At 64.2% G+C, this 16857-nt stretch carries 15 protein-coding genes; 8 read left to right on the top strand and 7 right to left on the bottom strand.

The window, feature by feature from the left end; translation table 11 throughout:
• Positions 1-95: 95 nt before the first annotated feature.
• Genes mreC through CSQ93_RS22665 form a run of 5 tightly spaced genes read left to right on the top strand, consistent with a single transcriptional unit; the run spans position 96 to position 5780 of the window.
• Positions 96-1121, top strand: a complete 1026-nt coding sequence (gene mreC, locus CSQ93_RS22685) for a rod shape-determining protein MreC (RefSeq protein WP_099379985.1) — start codon at positions 96-98, stop codon at positions 1119-1121.
• Complete coding sequence (gene mreD, locus CSQ93_RS22680) at positions 1118-1630, top strand: rod shape-determining protein MreD (protein ID WP_099379984.1); 513 nt, start codon at positions 1118-1120, stop codon at positions 1628-1630. Before mreC ends, mreD begins: the two co-directional genes overlap by 4 nt.
• A gap of 12 nt (positions 1631-1642) precedes the next feature.
• Positions 1643-3613: a penicillin-binding protein 2 gene (gene mrdA, locus CSQ93_RS22675; RefSeq protein WP_099379983.1), complete on the top strand. Its 1971-nt coding sequence runs from the start codon at positions 1643-1645 to the stop codon at positions 3611-3613.
• Between the two features lie 8 nt (positions 3614-3621).
• Positions 3622-4737 (top strand): rod shape-determining protein RodA, encoded by a 1116-nt coding sequence (rodA, locus tag CSQ93_RS22670; protein WP_099379982.1) that lies wholly within the window; start codon positions 3622-3624, stop codon positions 4735-4737.
• Positions 4737-5780 carry a septal ring lytic transglycosylase RlpA family protein gene (locus CSQ93_RS22665; RefSeq protein ID WP_099379981.1) on the top strand — a complete coding sequence of 348 codons (1044 nt, stop codon included), beginning with the start codon at positions 4737-4739 and terminating at the stop codon, positions 5778-5780. Before rodA ends, CSQ93_RS22665 begins: the two co-directional genes overlap by 1 nt.
• Positions 5781-5890: 110 nt before the next feature.
• On the opposite strand, the gene CSQ93_RS22660 is transcribed toward CSQ93_RS22665, so the two are convergent.
• Genes CSQ93_RS22660 through argS form a run of 7 tightly spaced genes read right to left on the bottom strand, consistent with a single transcriptional unit; the run spans position 5891 to position 12080 of the window.
• Positions 5891-6595, bottom strand: coding sequence for an SPOR domain-containing protein (locus CSQ93_RS22660; protein WP_099379980.1), 705 nt, complete (start codon positions 6593-6595; stop codon positions 5891-5893).
• A complete protein-coding gene (locus CSQ93_RS22655) occupies positions 6589-7347 on the bottom strand; it encodes a type III pantothenate kinase (RefSeq protein ID WP_099379979.1) in 759 nt (252 codons plus the stop codon). The genes CSQ93_RS22660 and CSQ93_RS22655 overlap by 7 nt, the downstream gene beginning before the upstream one ends.
• 4 nt (positions 7348-7351) lie before the next feature.
• Complete coding sequence (locus CSQ93_RS22650; RefSeq protein ID WP_099379978.1) at positions 7352-8146, bottom strand: biotin--[acetyl-CoA-carboxylase] ligase; 795 nt, start codon at positions 8144-8146, stop codon at positions 7352-7354.
• Positions 8147-8156: 10 nt separating this feature from the next.
• On the bottom strand, positions 8157-8930 hold the full coding sequence (locus tag CSQ93_RS22645) for an SDR family oxidoreductase (protein WP_099379977.1): 774 nt from the start codon (positions 8928-8930) through the stop codon (positions 8157-8159).
• 37 nt (positions 8931-8967) lie between these two features.
• Complete coding sequence (locus CSQ93_RS22640; RefSeq protein ID WP_099379976.1) at positions 8968-9639, bottom strand: thiol:disulfide interchange protein DsbA/DsbL; 672 nt, start codon at positions 9637-9639, stop codon at positions 8968-8970.
• Positions 9640-9648: 9 nt separating this feature from the next.
• The gene (locus CSQ93_RS22635) at positions 9649-10350 is read right to left on the bottom strand and encodes an SPOR domain-containing protein (protein WP_099379975.1); all 702 of its coding nucleotides are present in this window, start codon (positions 10348-10350) and stop codon (positions 9649-9651) included.
• A gap of 20 nt (positions 10351-10370) precedes the next feature.
• Positions 10371-12080, bottom strand: coding sequence for an arginine--tRNA ligase (gene argS / locus CSQ93_RS22630; RefSeq protein ID WP_099379974.1), 1710 nt, complete (start codon positions 12078-12080; stop codon positions 10371-10373).
• 376 nt (positions 12081-12456) lie between these two features.
• Between argS and rsmB the strand changes: the two genes are divergently transcribed.
• From rsmB to CSQ93_RS22615, 3 genes are all read left to right on the top strand, one after another.
• Complete coding sequence (rsmB, locus tag CSQ93_RS22625) at positions 12457-13878, top strand: 16S rRNA (cytosine(967)-C(5))-methyltransferase RsmB (RefSeq protein WP_099379973.1); 1422 nt, start codon at positions 12457-12459, stop codon at positions 13876-13878.
• 97 nt (positions 13879-13975) lie between these two features.
• A complete protein-coding gene (locus tag CSQ93_RS22620; protein WP_233516302.1) occupies positions 13976-14482 on the top strand; it encodes a DUF4390 domain-containing protein in 507 nt (168 codons plus the stop codon).
• Positions 14482-16779 (top strand): sensor histidine kinase, encoded by a 2298-nt coding sequence (locus CSQ93_RS22615; RefSeq protein WP_099379971.1) that lies wholly within the window; start codon positions 14482-14484, stop codon positions 16777-16779. The genes CSQ93_RS22620 and CSQ93_RS22615 overlap by 1 nt, the downstream gene beginning before the upstream one ends.
• Positions 16780-16857 lie beyond the last annotated feature (78 nt).

Here is a 16857-nt window from a genome sequence, read left to right as displayed (position 1 = left end):
CCGGAAACCATTCCGGCCTTTTTTTGGTTTTGGCGCCGGCGTCTGACCGGGGCCTGCACGTTGGCGCACTGCGCCTGGCCTGATTATTGGAAGTCATGGAATACAGTCCTCCGCCACTTTTCAAACAAGGCGCCTCCGCCCGCGTCAAGATGATGGTGTTCGCCGGCATTTCTATCGCCCTGTTGCTGGTCGATTCGCGCATGCACGCGCTGACGGCAGTGCGCCAGGCCGTTGGCACCGTGCTGTATCCGGTGCAGATGGCGGCCCTGGTGCCGCGCGATGTGGCGGTTGGTGTCGGCAATTACTTTTCTTCGCTGTCCGCCCTGGAAAAGCAGGTGCGCGACCTGAAACACGAGCAAATCGCCTCGGCGCAGATACTGCAGCAGGCGCAGCTCAACATCGTTGAAAACAACCACTTGCGCAAATTGATGGAAGCGCGCGAACGCGTGCCCGTCAAGACCATGATGGCCGAAGTGCTGTACGACACGCGCGATTCGGCCACGCGCAAGATCGTGCTCGATCGCGGTATCCAGCATGGCGTGGAACTGGGCCGCCCCGTGATCGACAACCTGGGCGTGGTGGGACAAGTCACGCGCGTGTTCCCGTTCACCTCCGAAGTGACCTTGCTGACGGATGAAGAGCAGGCCATTCCCGTGCAGCTGCTGCGCAACGGCGTGCGCAGCGTGGCCATCGGCCGCGGCAAGTCCGGCACCATGGAACTGCGCTTCACGGCCCCCAGCGCCGACATCCAGATCGGCGACATCGTCATTACCTCGGGCCTCGACGGGCTGTACCCGGCTGGCCTGGCCGTGGCACGCGTGACCCTGGTCGAGCGCAATGCGCATGGCCCGTTCGGCCGCGTCGTGTGCCAGCCGCTGGCCGGCATTGAGCGCAACACCCAGCTGCTCATCTTGATGACGTCGCCCGAGATTCCACCGCGTCCGCCCGCTGAAGATGTCAAGACGGGCCGCAAGATCGCCGGCAAGATGGCGCCGATCAAGGACCCGGCCAAGGAGGCCGCCGCTGCGGTGCCAGCCGCCGCGCCGGCCGCCAAGCCGCCTGCCGCCAACGCGGCTGCGCCCGCACCCGCCGCCGTGCCACCGAAGGAAGCGACACGATGAACCGCCCGCATTACATCCTGCTGCCGGTCAGCCCCCTGTTCATCGGGTTTTCCCTGCTGTGCGCTTTCCTGCTGAACCTGCTTCCGTGGGGGCAGTTCGTCGGCGTGCCCGATTTCGTCGCCCTGGTGCTGGTCTTCTGGGGCATCCACCAGCCGCGCAAGGTCGGTATCGGCGTGGCGTTTTTCATGGGCCTGATGATGGACGTGCACGACTCGACCCTGCTGGGCGAGAATGCGCTGGCCTATACCTTGCTGTCGTACTTCGCCATCATGATGCACCGCCGCGTGCTGTGGTTCCCCATCCTGACGCAGGCGCTGCACGTGCTGCCGCTGCTGCTGCTGACGCAGGCGCTGCAATTGCTGACGCGTCTGATCGTCTCGGGCCGCTTCCCCGGCTGGCTCAATTTCATCGAGAGCTTCGTCGCCGTCGCCCTGTGGCCCATCGTCACGTGGATCTTGCTGGCACCGCAGCGCCGCGCCGTGGACCGCGACCATAACCGGCCGATCTGACGAGCGCCTGCCATGACTGAACTCAAGAACACCGAGCGCGAACTGCATTTCTTCCGCATGCGCCTGACCATCCTGGGCGCGCTCGTCTTCGTCTGTTTTTCGCTGCTGCTGGCGCGCTTCATCTGGCTGCAGGTGATCAAGCACGAGGACTATGCGACCAAGGCCGAGGACAACCGCATCGCCGTGGTGCCCATCGTGCCCACGCGCGGCCTGATCCTCGACCGCAACGGCGTGGTCCTGGCGCGCAATTACTCGGCCTACACCTTGGAAATCACGCCGTCGAAACTGAGCGCCAGCCTCGACTCCGTGATCGACGAGCTGTCGACACTGGTGCAGATCGACATCAAGGACCGTCGCCGCTTCAAGAAGCTGCTGGAAGAATCGAAGAACTTCGTCAGCGTGCCGCTGCGCACGCGTTTGACGGACGAGGAAGTGGCGCGCTTCACGGCGCAGCGTTTCCGCTTCCCCGGCGTCGAGGTGCAGGCGCGATTGTTCCGCCAGTATCCGATGGGCGAGGTGGCGTCGCACGTGGTGGGCTTCATCGGCCGCATCAACCGCAATGAAGCCAAGGCACTGGAAGAGGGCGAGGACGCGGCCAACTACAATGGCACCGACCATATCGGCAAGGAAGGCCTGGAAAAAAGCTACGAAAAGCAGCTGCATGGCACCACCGGCTACGAAGAGGTGGAAGTGTCGGCCGGCGGGCGGGCCATGCGTACCCTGTCGCGCACGGCGGCCACCCCCGGCAATAACCTGATCCTGTCGATCGACATCGAGCTGCAGAAGGTGGTCGAGGAAGCGTTCGGCGAATGGCGCGGCGCGGCCGTGGCCATCGACCCGGCCACTGGCGACATTCTCGCTTACGTCTCCAAGCCAGGCTACGACCCCAACCTGTTCGTCGACGGCATCGACCAGCAAAGCTGGAACGAACTCAATACCTCGCTGGACCGGCCGATGGTCAACCGTCCCCTGTCCGGCACCTATGCGCCCGGCTCGACCTTCAAGCCCTTCATGGCGCTGGCCGCGCTGGAACTGGGCAAGCGCACGCCGAGCCAGTCGATTTCCGATCCCGGTTTCTTCATCCTCGGCGGCCACACCTTCCGCGACGACAAGGTGGGCGGCCATGGCACGGTGGATATGCACAAGTCCATCGTCGTCTCGTGCAATACCTATTACTATCAGCTGGGCCGCGACATGGGCATCGACGCCATCCACGACTTCATGAAGCCGTTCGGTTTCGGCCAGCTGACGGGCATCGACCTGAATAACGAAAAGACGGGCGTGCTGCCGTCGACGGAATGGAAGCGCAACCGCTTCAAGACGCCGCAGCAGAAAAAATGGGTGGGCGGCGACACGATTTCGGTGAGTAACGGCTCCGGCTACAACTCGTATACGCCGCTGCAGATCGCCCACGCGACGGCCAACCTGGCCAATAACGGTGTGGTGATGAAGCCGCATCTGGTGAAGATCATCGAAGACGCGGCCACGCGTGCGCGCACCCTGACGGTGCCCAAGGAAAGCTACCGCATCGCTCTCAAACAGGAAAACATCGACGTCATCAAGCGCGCCATGGTCGGCGTGACCAGCGAGCAGGGCGGCACGGCAGCGCGCATCTTCACCGGCGTGCAGTACACGGTGGGCGGCAAGACGGGGACGGCGCAGGTGGTGGGCATCAAGAAAAACGAGAAGTACAATGCCAAGCTGCTGGCCGAACGCCTGCGCGACAACGCCCTGTTTACGGCCTTCGCGCCGGCCGACAAGCCGCGCATCGCGATCGCCATCGTGGTGGAAAATGCGGGCTTCGGCGCCGGCGTGGCCGCCCCGATCGCGCGCAAGGCGCTCGACTACTACCTGCTGGGCAAGCGCCCGAGCGACAAGGAAAAGGACACCACCAAGGTGCCCAAGGAAGATGTCGACGAAGTGCGCACCCTGGAAGAAATCACTGACGAGCAGGCCGCCCCGGCGGCACCTGCCAGGCAATAAGGAAGCACATGCCCATTAACGAGAGGCGCTCGCTGTGGCGGCGCGCCAAACCCTATCTGGCGGTGTTCGATCCGCCGCTGATGATCATCATCCTGATGCTGCTCAGCACCAGCCTGCTGACCCTGTATTCGGCCAGCATCGGCATCCCCGGCAAGATCGAGGACCATTTGCGCAATATCCTGCTGTGCTTTTTCGTCATGTGGGTGGCGGCCAATGTCACGCCGCAGATGATGATGCGCATCGCCGTACCCGCATATACGGTATCGGTGATCTTGCTGGTGGCCGTGGCGCTGTTCGGCACCATCAAGCTTGGTGCGCGGCGCTGGCTGCATATTGGCGTGATCGACATCCAGCCCTCCGAATTCCTGAAGATCGCCACGCCGCTGATGCTGGCCTGGTTCTTCCAGCACAATGCGGGCGCCCTGCGCTGGAAATCGTTCCTGATGGCGGCCGTGCTGCTGCTGGCACCTGTCTACCTGATCGCGCGCCAGCCCGACCTGGGTACGGCGCTGCTGGTGGTGGCGGCCGGCTTTACCGTCATCTTCCTGGCCGGCCTGTCGTGGAAGGTGCTGGCCGGCTTGCTGATCACCTTTGTTTCCTGCCTGCCGATCGCCTGGTCGCACCTGCATGATTACCAGCGCGACCGCGTGATGATGCTGATCGATCCGACCAAGGACCCTCTGGGCAAGGGCTTCCATATCATCCAGTCCATCATTGCCATCGGTTCCGGCGGCATGACGGGCAAGGGCTGGACACACGGCACGCAAGCCCACCTGGAGTTTGTTCCGGAACGCACGACCGATTTTATTTTTGCCGTATATTCCGAGGAATTCGGCCTGGTCGGTAACTTGATCCTGATGCTGATGTATTTGCTGCTGGTGGGACGGGGGCTGATGATCGCCGCCAACGCCCCCAGTTTTTTCACTCGCCTGCTGGCAGGAGCGATCACTATGATTTTCTTTACTTACGCCTTCGTCAACATGGGCATGGTCAGCGGCATCGTGCCGGTGGTCGGCGTTCCCCTTCCATTCCTCAGCTATGGCGGCACCGCGCTGCTGACCCTGGGCGTGGCCACCGGTATCCTGATGAGTATTCAGCGCCACCGCAAGCTGGTGCAGACCTGATGCGCGCGCCTTTCGATACCTTCGCCATGCGCGGACTGAGCCTGACGGTCTTGCTGACCCTGGCCGCTTGTGGCACGACGCCGCAAAAGCCCGCATCGAATAACGTGCCGCTGCCGTCCGGCGGCAAGGTCAAGGTGCCCGTGCGCCAGGATCCCACCCTGCCCGTATTGCCGGCGGCCGGCTCCGGGCGCGGCGGCTACTACAAGGATGACGGTCCGGGCGACAATCCGCCGGCCAACCTGCGCGACGTGCCCGACGCGGAAGTGCGCAACGAGGCTTATTCGACGCGCTCGAACCGCCCCTATGTCGTCTTCGGCAAGACGTACACGCCGATCACCGACAACGAACCCTTCAAGCAGAAGGGCACGGGCACCTGGTATGGCAAGAAATTCCATGGACAGCGCACTTCGTCGGGTGAAATCTACGATATGTACAAGATGACGGCGGCCCATCCGACCTTGCCGATTCCGTCGTATGCGCGCGTGACGAGCATCGACAGCGGCGAGCAGGTGATCGTGCGCATCAACGACCGCGGTCCGTTCCACGCCACGCGCGTCATCGACGTGTCCTATACGGCGGCGCTGAAACTGGGCTTCCTCGGCAAGGGCAGCCACCAGGTGGTCGTCGAACGCCTGCTGCCGGCCGATATCGACGCCATCCTGGCGGCCCGCGCGGCGCCGAAGCCGGTGCCTTCCGTGGTGGCCATCTCCATCGATACGCCGGTGGAAACGGGTGCCGTGGTGCAGCCGGAAGTGTCGTCGCAGATGCCGCCCGTCGATGCGACGGTCGCCATGCCGGCACCGGCGGCGCTGGCCAGCGGCTTCTATTTGCAGTTGGGCGCCTACTCGCGCGCCGACAATGCGGAATCGGGACGTTCGCGCCTGGCGCCGTATGCGGCCGCCCTGGGTACCCTGGGTGTGGTGCAGGCCGGTAACCTGTTCCGCCTGTACGGCGGGCCGTTCTCCAGCCGCGCCGACGCGGCACGCGCGGCGGCGAATTTGCCGGAATCGACAGGCATCAAGCCTATCGTCATCCAACGGTAGGGACGTCTGAAAAAAGTCCATGGCGTTGTTGCCGTGCCTTGTCGTACATTCGTACTGCCTGCGGCACGGCGCCTAGCCCTGAACATTTTGTCAGACGCACCTGGAGGTGCTTATTTGCAATTTCGCAGTTCCTGCTCTGGGAATTGCGTTTTGATCTTCTCCAGCCGGGCGCGCGTGGCGGCGTCGAGGTCGCGGAACTGGTAGGCGAGTTGCTTGCTGGCGCTGTAGCGCGGTGCGACGCGGGCGCTGTGCACGCCCTGTTTGTTGAGCGATGCCAGCTGGCTTTGCGCGCTGGTTTCCGACTTGAACACGCCCAGTGAAATGCCCCAGCGCAGCGGGCTGCTTTCGTTCATGATGAAGTAATTCGTCACGCCCAGCTGCTTCAATTCGCCGGCCTTGCGGTCGGCGCCTTCCTTGCTGCCCTGTGGCGGGATGTACACCATATAGCTGGAAATGTCCTGGCCGGCCACGTTGCGGCGCGATTGGCGGTCGCCCAGGTCCAGCGCCGCCACTTGCGCCTCGAAGCGGCGCCCGTCCGCCAGCAGGAAATTGCCCACTTCCGTACAGGCATACGATGTCGGCAGTGCCGGTGCCGGTGCCGCTGCCGCCGGCGTCGCGGCTTCTTCGGAGGCTGGCGGCGCCGCGGGCGCCGTGGCCTGCACCTGCGTCAGCAAGGTGAGTTTATTCGCCTGCAGCTGGTTTTTCAGGCGCGCCGGTTCGCGCGTCTCCGTGCGAAAACTGCCCAGATAGCCCTGGCCGATGGCCAGCACCAGCAGGTTGACGCCGGCCAGCAGCCAGAGGACGAATTTCAGCATACGTGGTTTCCTTGTGTTCCTGCGGCCCCGGCGCGCGCCGCGGCCTGCAGGCCGAGCATGACGATGTTATCCACCAGGTGCAGCGGCACGGCCAGCGCCAGGGCCAGTGCGATGCGTGCTGCTGCGCCGCCCGACAACAGACAGGCGCTGGCGCCGTGCATGCGCACGGCCCGTTCGATGGCGCCCGCCTGGGCCGCCAGGCAGCCGGAGAGGATGGCGTCGTCCGTGTTGTCGGCAAAGCCGGCCGGCAGCGCGGCGTCGCTAGCGATTTGCGGCAGTTGCGCCGTATTGCGCGCCAGCGAGCTGGCCATCAATCCCAGTCCCGGCAAGATCATCCCGCCAAGGAAAACGCCGTCGGCCGTGATGGCATCGATGGTGGTGGCGGTGCCGCAATTGGCGACGATGACGGCCTGGCCGGGTGCCAGCGCGTGCGCGCCGATGGCGGCGGCAAAGCGGTCGCAGCCCAGCTGCGATGGCGTGCGGTAGCCGTTCGTCAGTCCTGCCAGCCGCGGCAGCGAGACAAAGTCGCGGGCCACGACCGGCAGCATGGCGCGCAGGCGCGTGCCGATGACGGTGCCGGCCACGTTCGACAGCAGCACCTCATGGATGGCGAGTGTCGCCCACTGCGCGGCCAGGGTGTCGATCTGCGCATGCGCGACGGCGCCGCTGGCCAGCCAGCCGCCGGCGGCACTGTCGGCAGCCACGAGTGCCCATTTGATGCGCGTATTACCGGCGTCGATCAGCAGCAGCATGCGCTTACTCCCCAATCAGGCGCAAGGACACGTCGCCGGACATGACTTCCTGCAGCCCGTCATCGCTGCGCAGCAGCAGGCGGCCCAGGTGGTCCACGCCGGCCGCCACACCTTGCTGCAGCAGCTGGCCGTTGTCGAGGATTTTCACGTGCTGGCCCTGCCAGGCGTGCAGTGCGTTCCAGCGTTCGGCAAACGGCGCAAAGCCCGTGTCGTCGAATTCGGCCAGCACGCCGGCCAGGCGGCTGAGCAGGGCCGCCACCAGGGTATTGCGCTCCATCTGTGCCAGCCAGGGCACGGCCGAGACGCTGCGGCCGATCTGCCGTTCCAGTGCATCGGGCATCAGCAGATTGATGCCGCAGCCGATCACGGCCCACACGCCGCCGTCCGCTGCCTGCTGCGTCTCGACGAGGATGCCGGCCAGTTTATGGCCATCCTTGAGCATATCGTTCGGCCACTTCAGCTGCACCGGCACGCCCAGCGCCGTCATGGTCTCGGCCAGCGCCACGCCGACGGCCAGCGGCAATCCCACCATCTGATGCAGCGGTCCCTTGAAGCGCCAGGCCAGCGAGAACATCAGGCTGGCGTCCGGCTGCGATACCCACGGCCGCCCGGCGCGCCCCCGTCCGGCCGTCTGCTGGCCGGCGATGCGCAGGGTGGGGCCGGCAAGGGTGGCGCAGCGCGCCAGCAGGTCGGCATTGGTCGATCCAGTTTCATCGATCACTTCGATGGCCACGTGGGAGGCGCCCGTGGCGCAATGGGCGGCGATGGCCGCGCTGTTCAAGTCTGAGTGCTTCGTCATGGTGGTCGGTTCAGTTGCGCGCCTTGTGCGGCGCATTCGCGAAGGCCCGGTCGTAGACGGCATTGGGCAGCGCGCGCAGCAGCTTGGCGACGACGCCCATCTGCCACGGGATCACGCGATAGCTGTCGCCGTCGGCGATGGCGCGCGCGGCGCGCACGGCGAATTTTTCGGCCGGCATCAGGAAGGGCATGCGGTAGGCATTGTGGCGCGTCATCGGCGTGTCGATGTAGCCGGGCGTGATGGTGACGACCTTGATACCAGCCGGTTTCAGTTCCAGGCGCAGCGATTCGCAGTAGCTGATGACGGCCGCCTTCGAGGCGCTGTAGGCTTCGGCGCCGGGCAGGCCGCGGATGCCGGCCACGCTGCCGATGCCCACCAGGCGTCCGCTGCCCTGGCTTTTCATGGCGGCGATGAAGGGCGCGAAGGTGGCGACGGTGGCCGTGACGTTGATGGCGATGAGGCGCGCGAAGGCGTCGAGGTCTTCCGCGTGTTCGCTCAGGGTACCGTACGACACGCCGGCGCTGGCGATGACGACATCGATGCCGCCCGCATGGGCGATGAAGTCGCCGGCCGCGCTTTTCAGGGCGGCGTGGTCGCACACATCGACTGCGTAGGCGCGGTGGCGTTCAGGGTGGGGCAGGGAGGCGATCAGTTGCTGCAGGGTGTCGCCGCGGCGGGCCAGCAAGCCCAGATGGGCGCCCTGGCGCGCGTACTGCAGCGCCAGAGCGGCGCCCAGTCCGCTCGACGCGCCCGTGATGAATACGCTGTAAAGCACGCGTTGCATCAGGCGATGCCCGGGCGCGCCAGGGAAGTGGCCATGCTTATTTCTTTTCCGCTTTGGCTTTCGCGACCAGCACGTCCATCACGCTGAGCGCCTGGGCGTTCAGCTGCTCTTCGTTCTTGGCCGACTTGCTGCCCTGATCGGCCTGCGAAGGGGAAGTGATGTAGCGGCCATCGATGGCGATCATGGGCCAGAACGTTACGTTATAGCCTTGCATCATGGCGTCTGCGCGGCGCACGCGGGCCGAGACCCCCATCGAACGGTAGGTGTCGATGAATTTCTGGCGGTCCACGCCCTGCTTGGCGACGAAGTCGAAGACGGCGTCATCGGTGTTCAGGCGGTTGCGTTCCACGTGCATGGCGTGGAAGACGCCGGTGTGCAGCTTGTCGACCAGGCCCATGGCTTGCAGGGTGAAGAACAAGCGCTGCTGCGGCGCCACGCTGTCATCGCGCGACACGTGCACGCGCTTGAAGACGATGTTGTCGCCCTGTTTCTTGACCCAGGCCGCCAGTTGCGGTTCGAGCACGTTGCAATGCGGGCAGTAATAGGCGAAGAATTCCGTCACTTCGATTTTCTTGCCCGCTTCCGTCGCCTGCGGCGTGGGCAGGGTTTCGTATTCGACGCCGTTTTTCGGCTCGGCCGGCGAGGCCGATACGCCCATGGCGGCGGTGCACAGGGCGGCGGCGATCAGGATATTCTTCAGAAAACGCATGCTGGTTCCTTATTTTTGGTTGCGGACGACGGCGACATCAATACCGTTTTCAGACAGTTTGGTGCGCGCGCGGTTCATCGCTTCGAGCTGGTTGAACGGCCCGATGCGCACGCGGTGCAGCACGCCGGCGTCGGTGCTGCGGTCGCTGATGGCCGCTTCGAAGCCGAGCAGCGCCAGTTTGCCGCGCGTGCTTTCGGCGTCCGACATGTCGTGGAAGGCGCCGGCCTGCAGATAATAAATCCATTTGTCGCTGGCTGCATCGGCCTTGGCCTCTTTCACGTCGGCCTTGGCTTGCGGCGCTGGTGCTGCCGCCGGCGTTTTCGGCGCCGGTTTGTCCTTCAATGTACCGATCAATTCCTGCAGCGCGTCCGGCGGCGGCGCCTTTGGCTGCTGCGCTGGCGCCGGTGCCGGTGCGGCTGGCTGCGTCGGCGTGACGATCTCGCGCGGCTCCTTGGAGAAGTCGCGCGCCGCTTCCTTGGCCGCTTCCTTGTTGCCGTACATCGGCTTGTTCGGGTCGGCGATCTGGCCGGCCGTCGGTTCGGCCGATTTGCCGGCCTTGCCCGATTTGTCGGTGAAGGGCGAGGCGCCCTTGGTGATCACCAGGGCGACCACCACGGCGATGCCCAGGCCGATGACCAGGCCGATGATGATGCCGACCAGGGTATTGCCCTGCTGGCGCCGGGTCGAAGAGAAACGGGAAGCGTGATTCATTGACGGTTTGACCTTCGCGATTACATTTTGTTTGGCGCGGACACGCCGATCAGTGCCAGGCCGTTGCGCAGTACCTGGCGCGCGGCGATGACGAGGGCCAGGCGAGCCATCTTGACGGCTTCGTCCTCGACCAGCACTTTTTCGGCGAAGTAGAAGCTGTGCAGGTTGGCGGCCAGGTCGCGCAGGTAGAAGGCGACTTGATGCGGTCCCAGTTCGGCTTGCGCGCGCGCCAGCATTTCCGGATAGGCGGCCAGGGTCGCCAGCAGGGTCGCTTCGGTCGGTGCCGTCAGCGGGGAAAGGTCGACGTTGGCGACCGTGCTTGCATCGCCGCCCCAGTTTTCCAGGATGCGGCAGATGCGCGCATGCGCGTACTGCACGTAATAGACCGGGTTTTCATCGGTGGTTTTCAACGCCACGTCGACGTCAAAGACGAATTCCGTGTCGGCCTTGCGCGAGATCAGGAAGAAGCGCACGGCGTCGCGGCCCTTGGCGATGTCGCCGCCGCCCGACCATTCGATCAGGTCGCGCACGGTCACGTAGGAGCCGGCGCGCTTCGAAATCTTGACTTCTTCGCCGTCCTTCATGACGGTGACCATCTTGTGCAGCACGTAGTCAGGGTAGCCTTGCGGGATGCCCATGTCGACCGCCTGCAGGCCGGCGCGCACGCGCGCGATGGTGCCGTGGTGGTCGCTGCCCTGGATATTGATGGCCTGCACGAAGCCGCGCTGCCATTTCACCAGGTGGTACGCCACGTCCGGCACGAAATACGTGTAGGTGCCATCCGTCTTGCGCATGACGCGGTCCTTGTCGTCGCCGAAGTCGGTGGTACGCAGCCACAGCGCGCCATCCTGCTCGTAGGTGTGGCCCGCCTTGATCAGGGTTTCCACCGCGCTATTGACCTTGCCGTCCGCGTACAGCGACGATTCCAGGTAGTAATTGTCGAACTTCACGCCAAACGCCTGCAAGTCGATGTCCTGCTCGTTGCGCAGGTAGGTAACGGCGAACGGGCGGATCGAATCGATGTCTTCCACGTTGCCATTGGCCGAAGCTGGCTGGCCATCGCTGGCCGAGACGGTCTTGCCGGCCTTGAAATCGTTGGCGATATCGGCGATGTAGTCGCCGTTGTAGGCGGACTCGGGCCATTCGGCATCGCCGGGCTTGAAGCCGCGCGCGCGCGCCTGCACGGAATTGGCCAGGGTCTGGATCTGCACGCCCGCGTCGTTGTAGTAGAACTCGCGCGTGACTTTATACCCTTGCGCGTCGAACAGCGAGGACAGGGCGTCGCCCAGCGCCGCCTGGCGGCCGTGGCCCACGTGCAGCGGACCGGTCGGATTGGCCGAGACGAATTCCAGGATGACCTGCTTGCCGGCGCCTGCCGTGCTGCGGCCATAGCCGTCGGCCTCGCCCAGGATGGTTTTCACCACGGCTTGCTTGGCGGCGGCGGAGACGCGCACGTTGATGAAGCCGGGGCCGGCGATTTCCACTGCCTCGACCAGGCCCTTGCCGGCCGGATTGGCCAGCACGGCCGTCACGATGGTTTGCGCCAGTTCACGGGGATTCTGTTTCAGCTGCTTGGCCAGTTGCATGGCGATATTGCAGGCGACGTCGCCATGCGATGCATCGCGTGGTCGCTCGAGCACCACGGCAGGCGCTAGCGTAGTGCCGGCCAGGACGGGAGCGAGGGCGGCCTGGAACAGGGCGATGATTTCTTGTTTCTGTTGGGCGAGCATGAGCAGGATGGCGGTGGAACCGCGTTAAGAATGAATAGAATGAATCGAAAAGCAAAACGGACGGCCAGTACCCAAGCCGCCCAGACTGCGTTAATTATACTGGTTTGCTGCCCGGAACAATACGCTGGCAGGCAGTGTGCCCGTGCCGGCGCGTTTCACGATATTATCAGGACAGCATGCCCATGTTGGTGCATGAAAACATCAGCATGGCGCATTCTGCTTGTATATATGCAGTTTTTTGCCGCAATTTACAGGTATCGCTGCAATCGCTTGGGCCAGAGGGCGCCACAAACGCTACAATCGACCCTTTATTGATGACGCGCGGCCGCGACTTTGCCACCATGCAGCCCGCCGCGCGCAGCCACACCGGATAACTATGAACAAGCGCCCCACGCTGAAATTGAAAACCAAGCCGGCGCCAGGCCAGGCGCCTGCCGCACCGAAATTGCGTCCCAGCTACCATCCCGACCTGAAACCGGTCTTGCAGCCAGGCTTCCAACCCGATTTGCGCGCCGACTCGCTGGCATTCTGCCTGCTGGGCGCAGCCAATGCCGTGGCGCAAGTGCGCACGGGCACGGCCTTGCCGCAGGCGCTGGCCAAGGTGTTTGCGCAATCGAACGCCAGCCCGCAGGCGCGCGGCGCCATCCAGGATATTTCCTACCGCACCATGCGCCAGCTGGGCCGCAGCGAAACCCTGGTCGGCCTGATGACGTCGAAGGCGCCCGAGCCGCCGATGCTCGCTGCCCTGCTGTGCTGCGCGCTGTCCTTGATGTCCGCCGAGCCGGGCGAACAGCCGTACGAAGAATTTACCGTTGTGGACCAGGCTGTCACGGTGGCCACCTCGCACCCTGACCTGGCGCATGCCAAGGGCATGGTCAATGCCGTCTTGCGCCGTTTCTTGCGCGAGCGCAAATCCTTGCTGGAAGCGGCACTGCAGCAACCGTTGGCGCAATGGAATTATCCGCAGTGGTGGATCGACTCGCTGCGCCTGGCCTATCCGCGCGACTGGCAAGCCATCCTGACGGCCGGCAATGCCGTGCCGCCCTTGACCTTGCGCGTGAATCGCCGCAAGAGCACGGTCGAAGCGTACCTGGCCGTGCTGGCGGAGGCGGGCATTGCCGCGCGCCAGGTGGGACCGTTTGCCGTGCGCTTGGACAAGCCGATCGGCGTGGCCTTGATTCCCGGCTTCGAGCAGGGCGTCGTTTCCGTGCAAGATGCCGGGGCGCAATTGGCCGCACCGCTGCTGGATTTGCACGATGGCATGCGCGTGCTGGACGCCTGCGCGGCGCCCGGCGGCAAGACGTGCCACATCCTGGAACTGGCCGACGTGCACGTGACGGCCATCGATGCGGACGCCAAGCGCCTGCCGCGCATCGCGGAAAACCTCGAACGCCTGGGCCTGGACGCTACCCTGAAGGCGCAGGATGCGCAATCGAGCGCATGGTGGGACGGCCAGCAGTACGACCGCATCCTGGCCGACGTGCCGTGCACGGCCTCGGGCATCGTGCGCCGCCATCCGGACATACGCTGGTTGCGCCGCAAGGGTGATGCGTTCCAACTTGCAACACTTTCCTCCAAAATTCTGGACAACCTGTGGCAGATGCTGCGCCCCGATGGTAAATTGCTGTTCGTGACATGTTCATTGTGGCCGCAAGAATCCGAGGCACAGGCGGCGGCATTTGCGGTACGCAATAATGCGACCCGATTGACAGCGCCTGGCCAGCTGTTGCCGACTGGCAGCGCGGAGCAGGACCACGACGGTTTGTTCTATGCGCTATTCCAAAAAAATGCGGCTTGAGCGATTCGTCGATACTTATCCTACGGACTACACCGGCACACTTGTGACAACACGACTCTTCCGACTCCTGGCCCTGCTGCTGATGCTGGCATGTGCCATGCCACGCGCGCACGCCGCCGACATGGTCGACATCACCCGTGCCTATATCGAGTCGAGCGAAGAGGGCTACAAGCTGGCCGCCACGTATTCCTTCGAGCTCAATCACGACCTCGATGATGCCGTACAGCATGGCGTGCCGCTGTATTTCACGACGGAAATCGAACTGACCCGGCCCCGCTGGTACTGGTTCGATGAAAAAGCCATCGTGGCGCGCCAGACCAGCAAGCTGTCCTACAACGTGCTCACGCGCCAGTATCATGTGTCGGGCGTCGGCTTGCAGCAGAGCTTCCCCACGCTCGACGATGCGCTGTTCCTGATCCGCCGTCCCAGCCGCTGGCTGGTGGCGCGGCGCGGCGAGCTGAAAGTGGGGCAGACGTATAACGTCACCTTGCGCATGGGCATGGACCGCGACTACCTGCCCAAGCCGATACAGGTCAATGCCTTCAATAACAGCGACTGGCGCCTGGCTTCGAATAAAAAAACCTTCTTGTATACGGCGGAGTAGTGAGTCAAGCATTGCGCTATCTGCTGGTGGTGGGCGGCGGCATTGTCAGTATCCTGCTGTTCCTGCTGGCGTCGGCTTCTGATAATTCCGGCTTTTTCGACCGTTACTACACCTGGCTGCTGGGCCTGAACGCGGCCGTCGCCGTGTCCCTGCTGGCGCTGGTGGGTATTTCCCTGGCGCGCCTGTACGCGCGCTACAAGAGCGGCAAGTTCGGCTCCAAGCTGATGACGCGCCTGGTGATGTTGTTCGCTGCCGTCGGTATCCTGCCGGGCCTGGTGATTTTCCTCGTGTCAGTGCAATTTGTCTCCCACTCCATCGAATCGTGGTTCAACGTCAAGATCGAAGCGGCGCTGGAATCGGGGATTGAGCTGGGCCGTGCCGGCCTCGATGCGGCCCTGGTCGAGCTCGACCACCGGGGCCACAAGGCCGTCGAAGAACTGGGCGCCGATCCGGTGGCCGGCCCGGCCGTGCTGACCAGCCTGCTGCGCGAAGAGGGTATGCAAAACGTCATGATCGTCAGCGGCGACGGCGTGCTGCTGGCCAGCGCCGGGCCGCACAGCGCGGCCGACTTGCCGACCCCAGCCATGCTGGTGCAGGCGGCCTTGCCGGCCGGCTATGCCTCCGCCGAGGGCGGACTGGAGTTGCACGACGATGGCACGGAGTCGGGCGGCGGCGGTTTCCGCTCGGGCCTGCCGGCGTCGCTGGAAACGGCGGCCAGCCTGCGCCTGCGCGTGCTGGTGGCCGTGCCGGGACCGTCCGTTTCGCCCCGCTATTTGCAACTGCTGCAATCCGTGCCGCCCAAGCTGGCGACGAATGGCGAAGTGCTGCGCGCCGCCTACAGCGAATACAAGGAACGTTTCGTCGCGCGCGTGGGCTTGCGCAAGATGTACATGGAAATCCTCACCCTGACCTTGCTGCTGGCCATTTTCGGCGCCATCGGCAGCGCTTTTCTGATCGCGGGCAACCTGGCCCAGCCCCTGCTGCTGCTGGCCGAAGGCACGCGCGCCGTGGCCGAGGGCGACCTGTCGCCGCGCCCCATCGTTGCCACCAAGGATGAACTGGGCACCCTGACGCAGTCGTTCAACATCATGACGCGCCAGTTGCTCGATGCGCGCACGGCCGTGGAAAGCAACCGCGCCGCCTTGCAAAACGCCAAGGCCCACCTGGAATCGGTGCTGGCGAACATGTCGGCCGGCGTGATGGTGCTCGACGGCGACTTTAAACTGGTGACCTGCAATGAATCCGTCGAGCGCATCCTGCAGCATTCGGGCATGAGCATGGTGGGCCAGCCGCTGGCGAATATTGCTGGAATGGAAGAATTTGGCGGCGCCATCATCAGTGCCTTCACGGCGCAAAGCGCGCAATCGGCGTCGGGCCGCAACCAGCAGCGCCTGCACTGGCAGCGGCAGATCGAGATTCCGCGCCGCCTGGGCAGCAGTGCCGACGAGCATGACATCACCTTGCTGGCGCGCGGTTCGCGCCTGCCGCTGGAGTCCGGCAGCGGCTATATCGTCGTCTTCGATGATATTTCCGACGTGATTTCCGCGCAGCGCTCGATCGCCTGGGGCGAGGTGGCGCGCCGCCTGGCGCATGAAATCAAGAATCCGCTCACGCCGATCCAGCTGTCGGCCGAGCGCCTGCAGATGAAGCTCGAAGGCAAGCTGGAGCAGCCGGACGCCGACCTGCTCAGCCGCGCCACCACCACCATCGTCAAGCAGGTCGATGCGATGAAGCGCATGGTCGACGATTTCCGCGACTATGCGCGCACGCCGCCGGCCGTGCTCACGCCGCTGCGCTTGAACGAGCTGATCGAAGAGATACTGAACCTGTACCTGCGCGGTGACGATGGCGACATCATCCACCCGCTGCTGGCGCCGAACCTGCCGATGGTGATGGGCGATCCGACCCAGTTGCGCCAGGTGATCCACAACTTGCTGCAGAACGCGCAGGACGCCATGGCCGACCTGCCGCCGGACTCGCCGCATCCGCGGATTGACGTAAGGACGGAAGCAATTCATTATCGCAGTGCGGACGGCGGCGTGAATATCGCCGTGCGGCTGGCCATCAGCGACAATGGCCCTGGTTTCGCGCCAAAAATCCTGGCGCGGGCCTTCGAGCCCTATGTGACGTCGAAGGCGCGCGGCACGGGATTGGGCCTGGCGATGGTCAAGAAAATTATCGATGAACACGGCGGACGCATCGATATCGAGAACCGGGTCGACGGCAATGGCGCTTCGGTGGTCATTTTGCTGTTAAAGTTAGCTCCCGACACTCCTGCCCAGGAATTCCTGGCGTGAGGGTCTGGTTTAGTATTTAAAACACTAATAAAATCATAGTTGTCCGCCGTGTGCATCTTGTGCGCGACGGCCGGCGAA

Source organism: Janthinobacterium sp. BJB426, from assembly GCF_002735705.1.
Lineage (GTDB): Bacteria > Pseudomonadota > Gammaproteobacteria > Burkholderiales > Burkholderiaceae_D > Janthinobacterium.
Note: the sequence above shows the minus strand (reverse complement) of the source record. Positions and strands in the feature narration are given on the sequence as shown.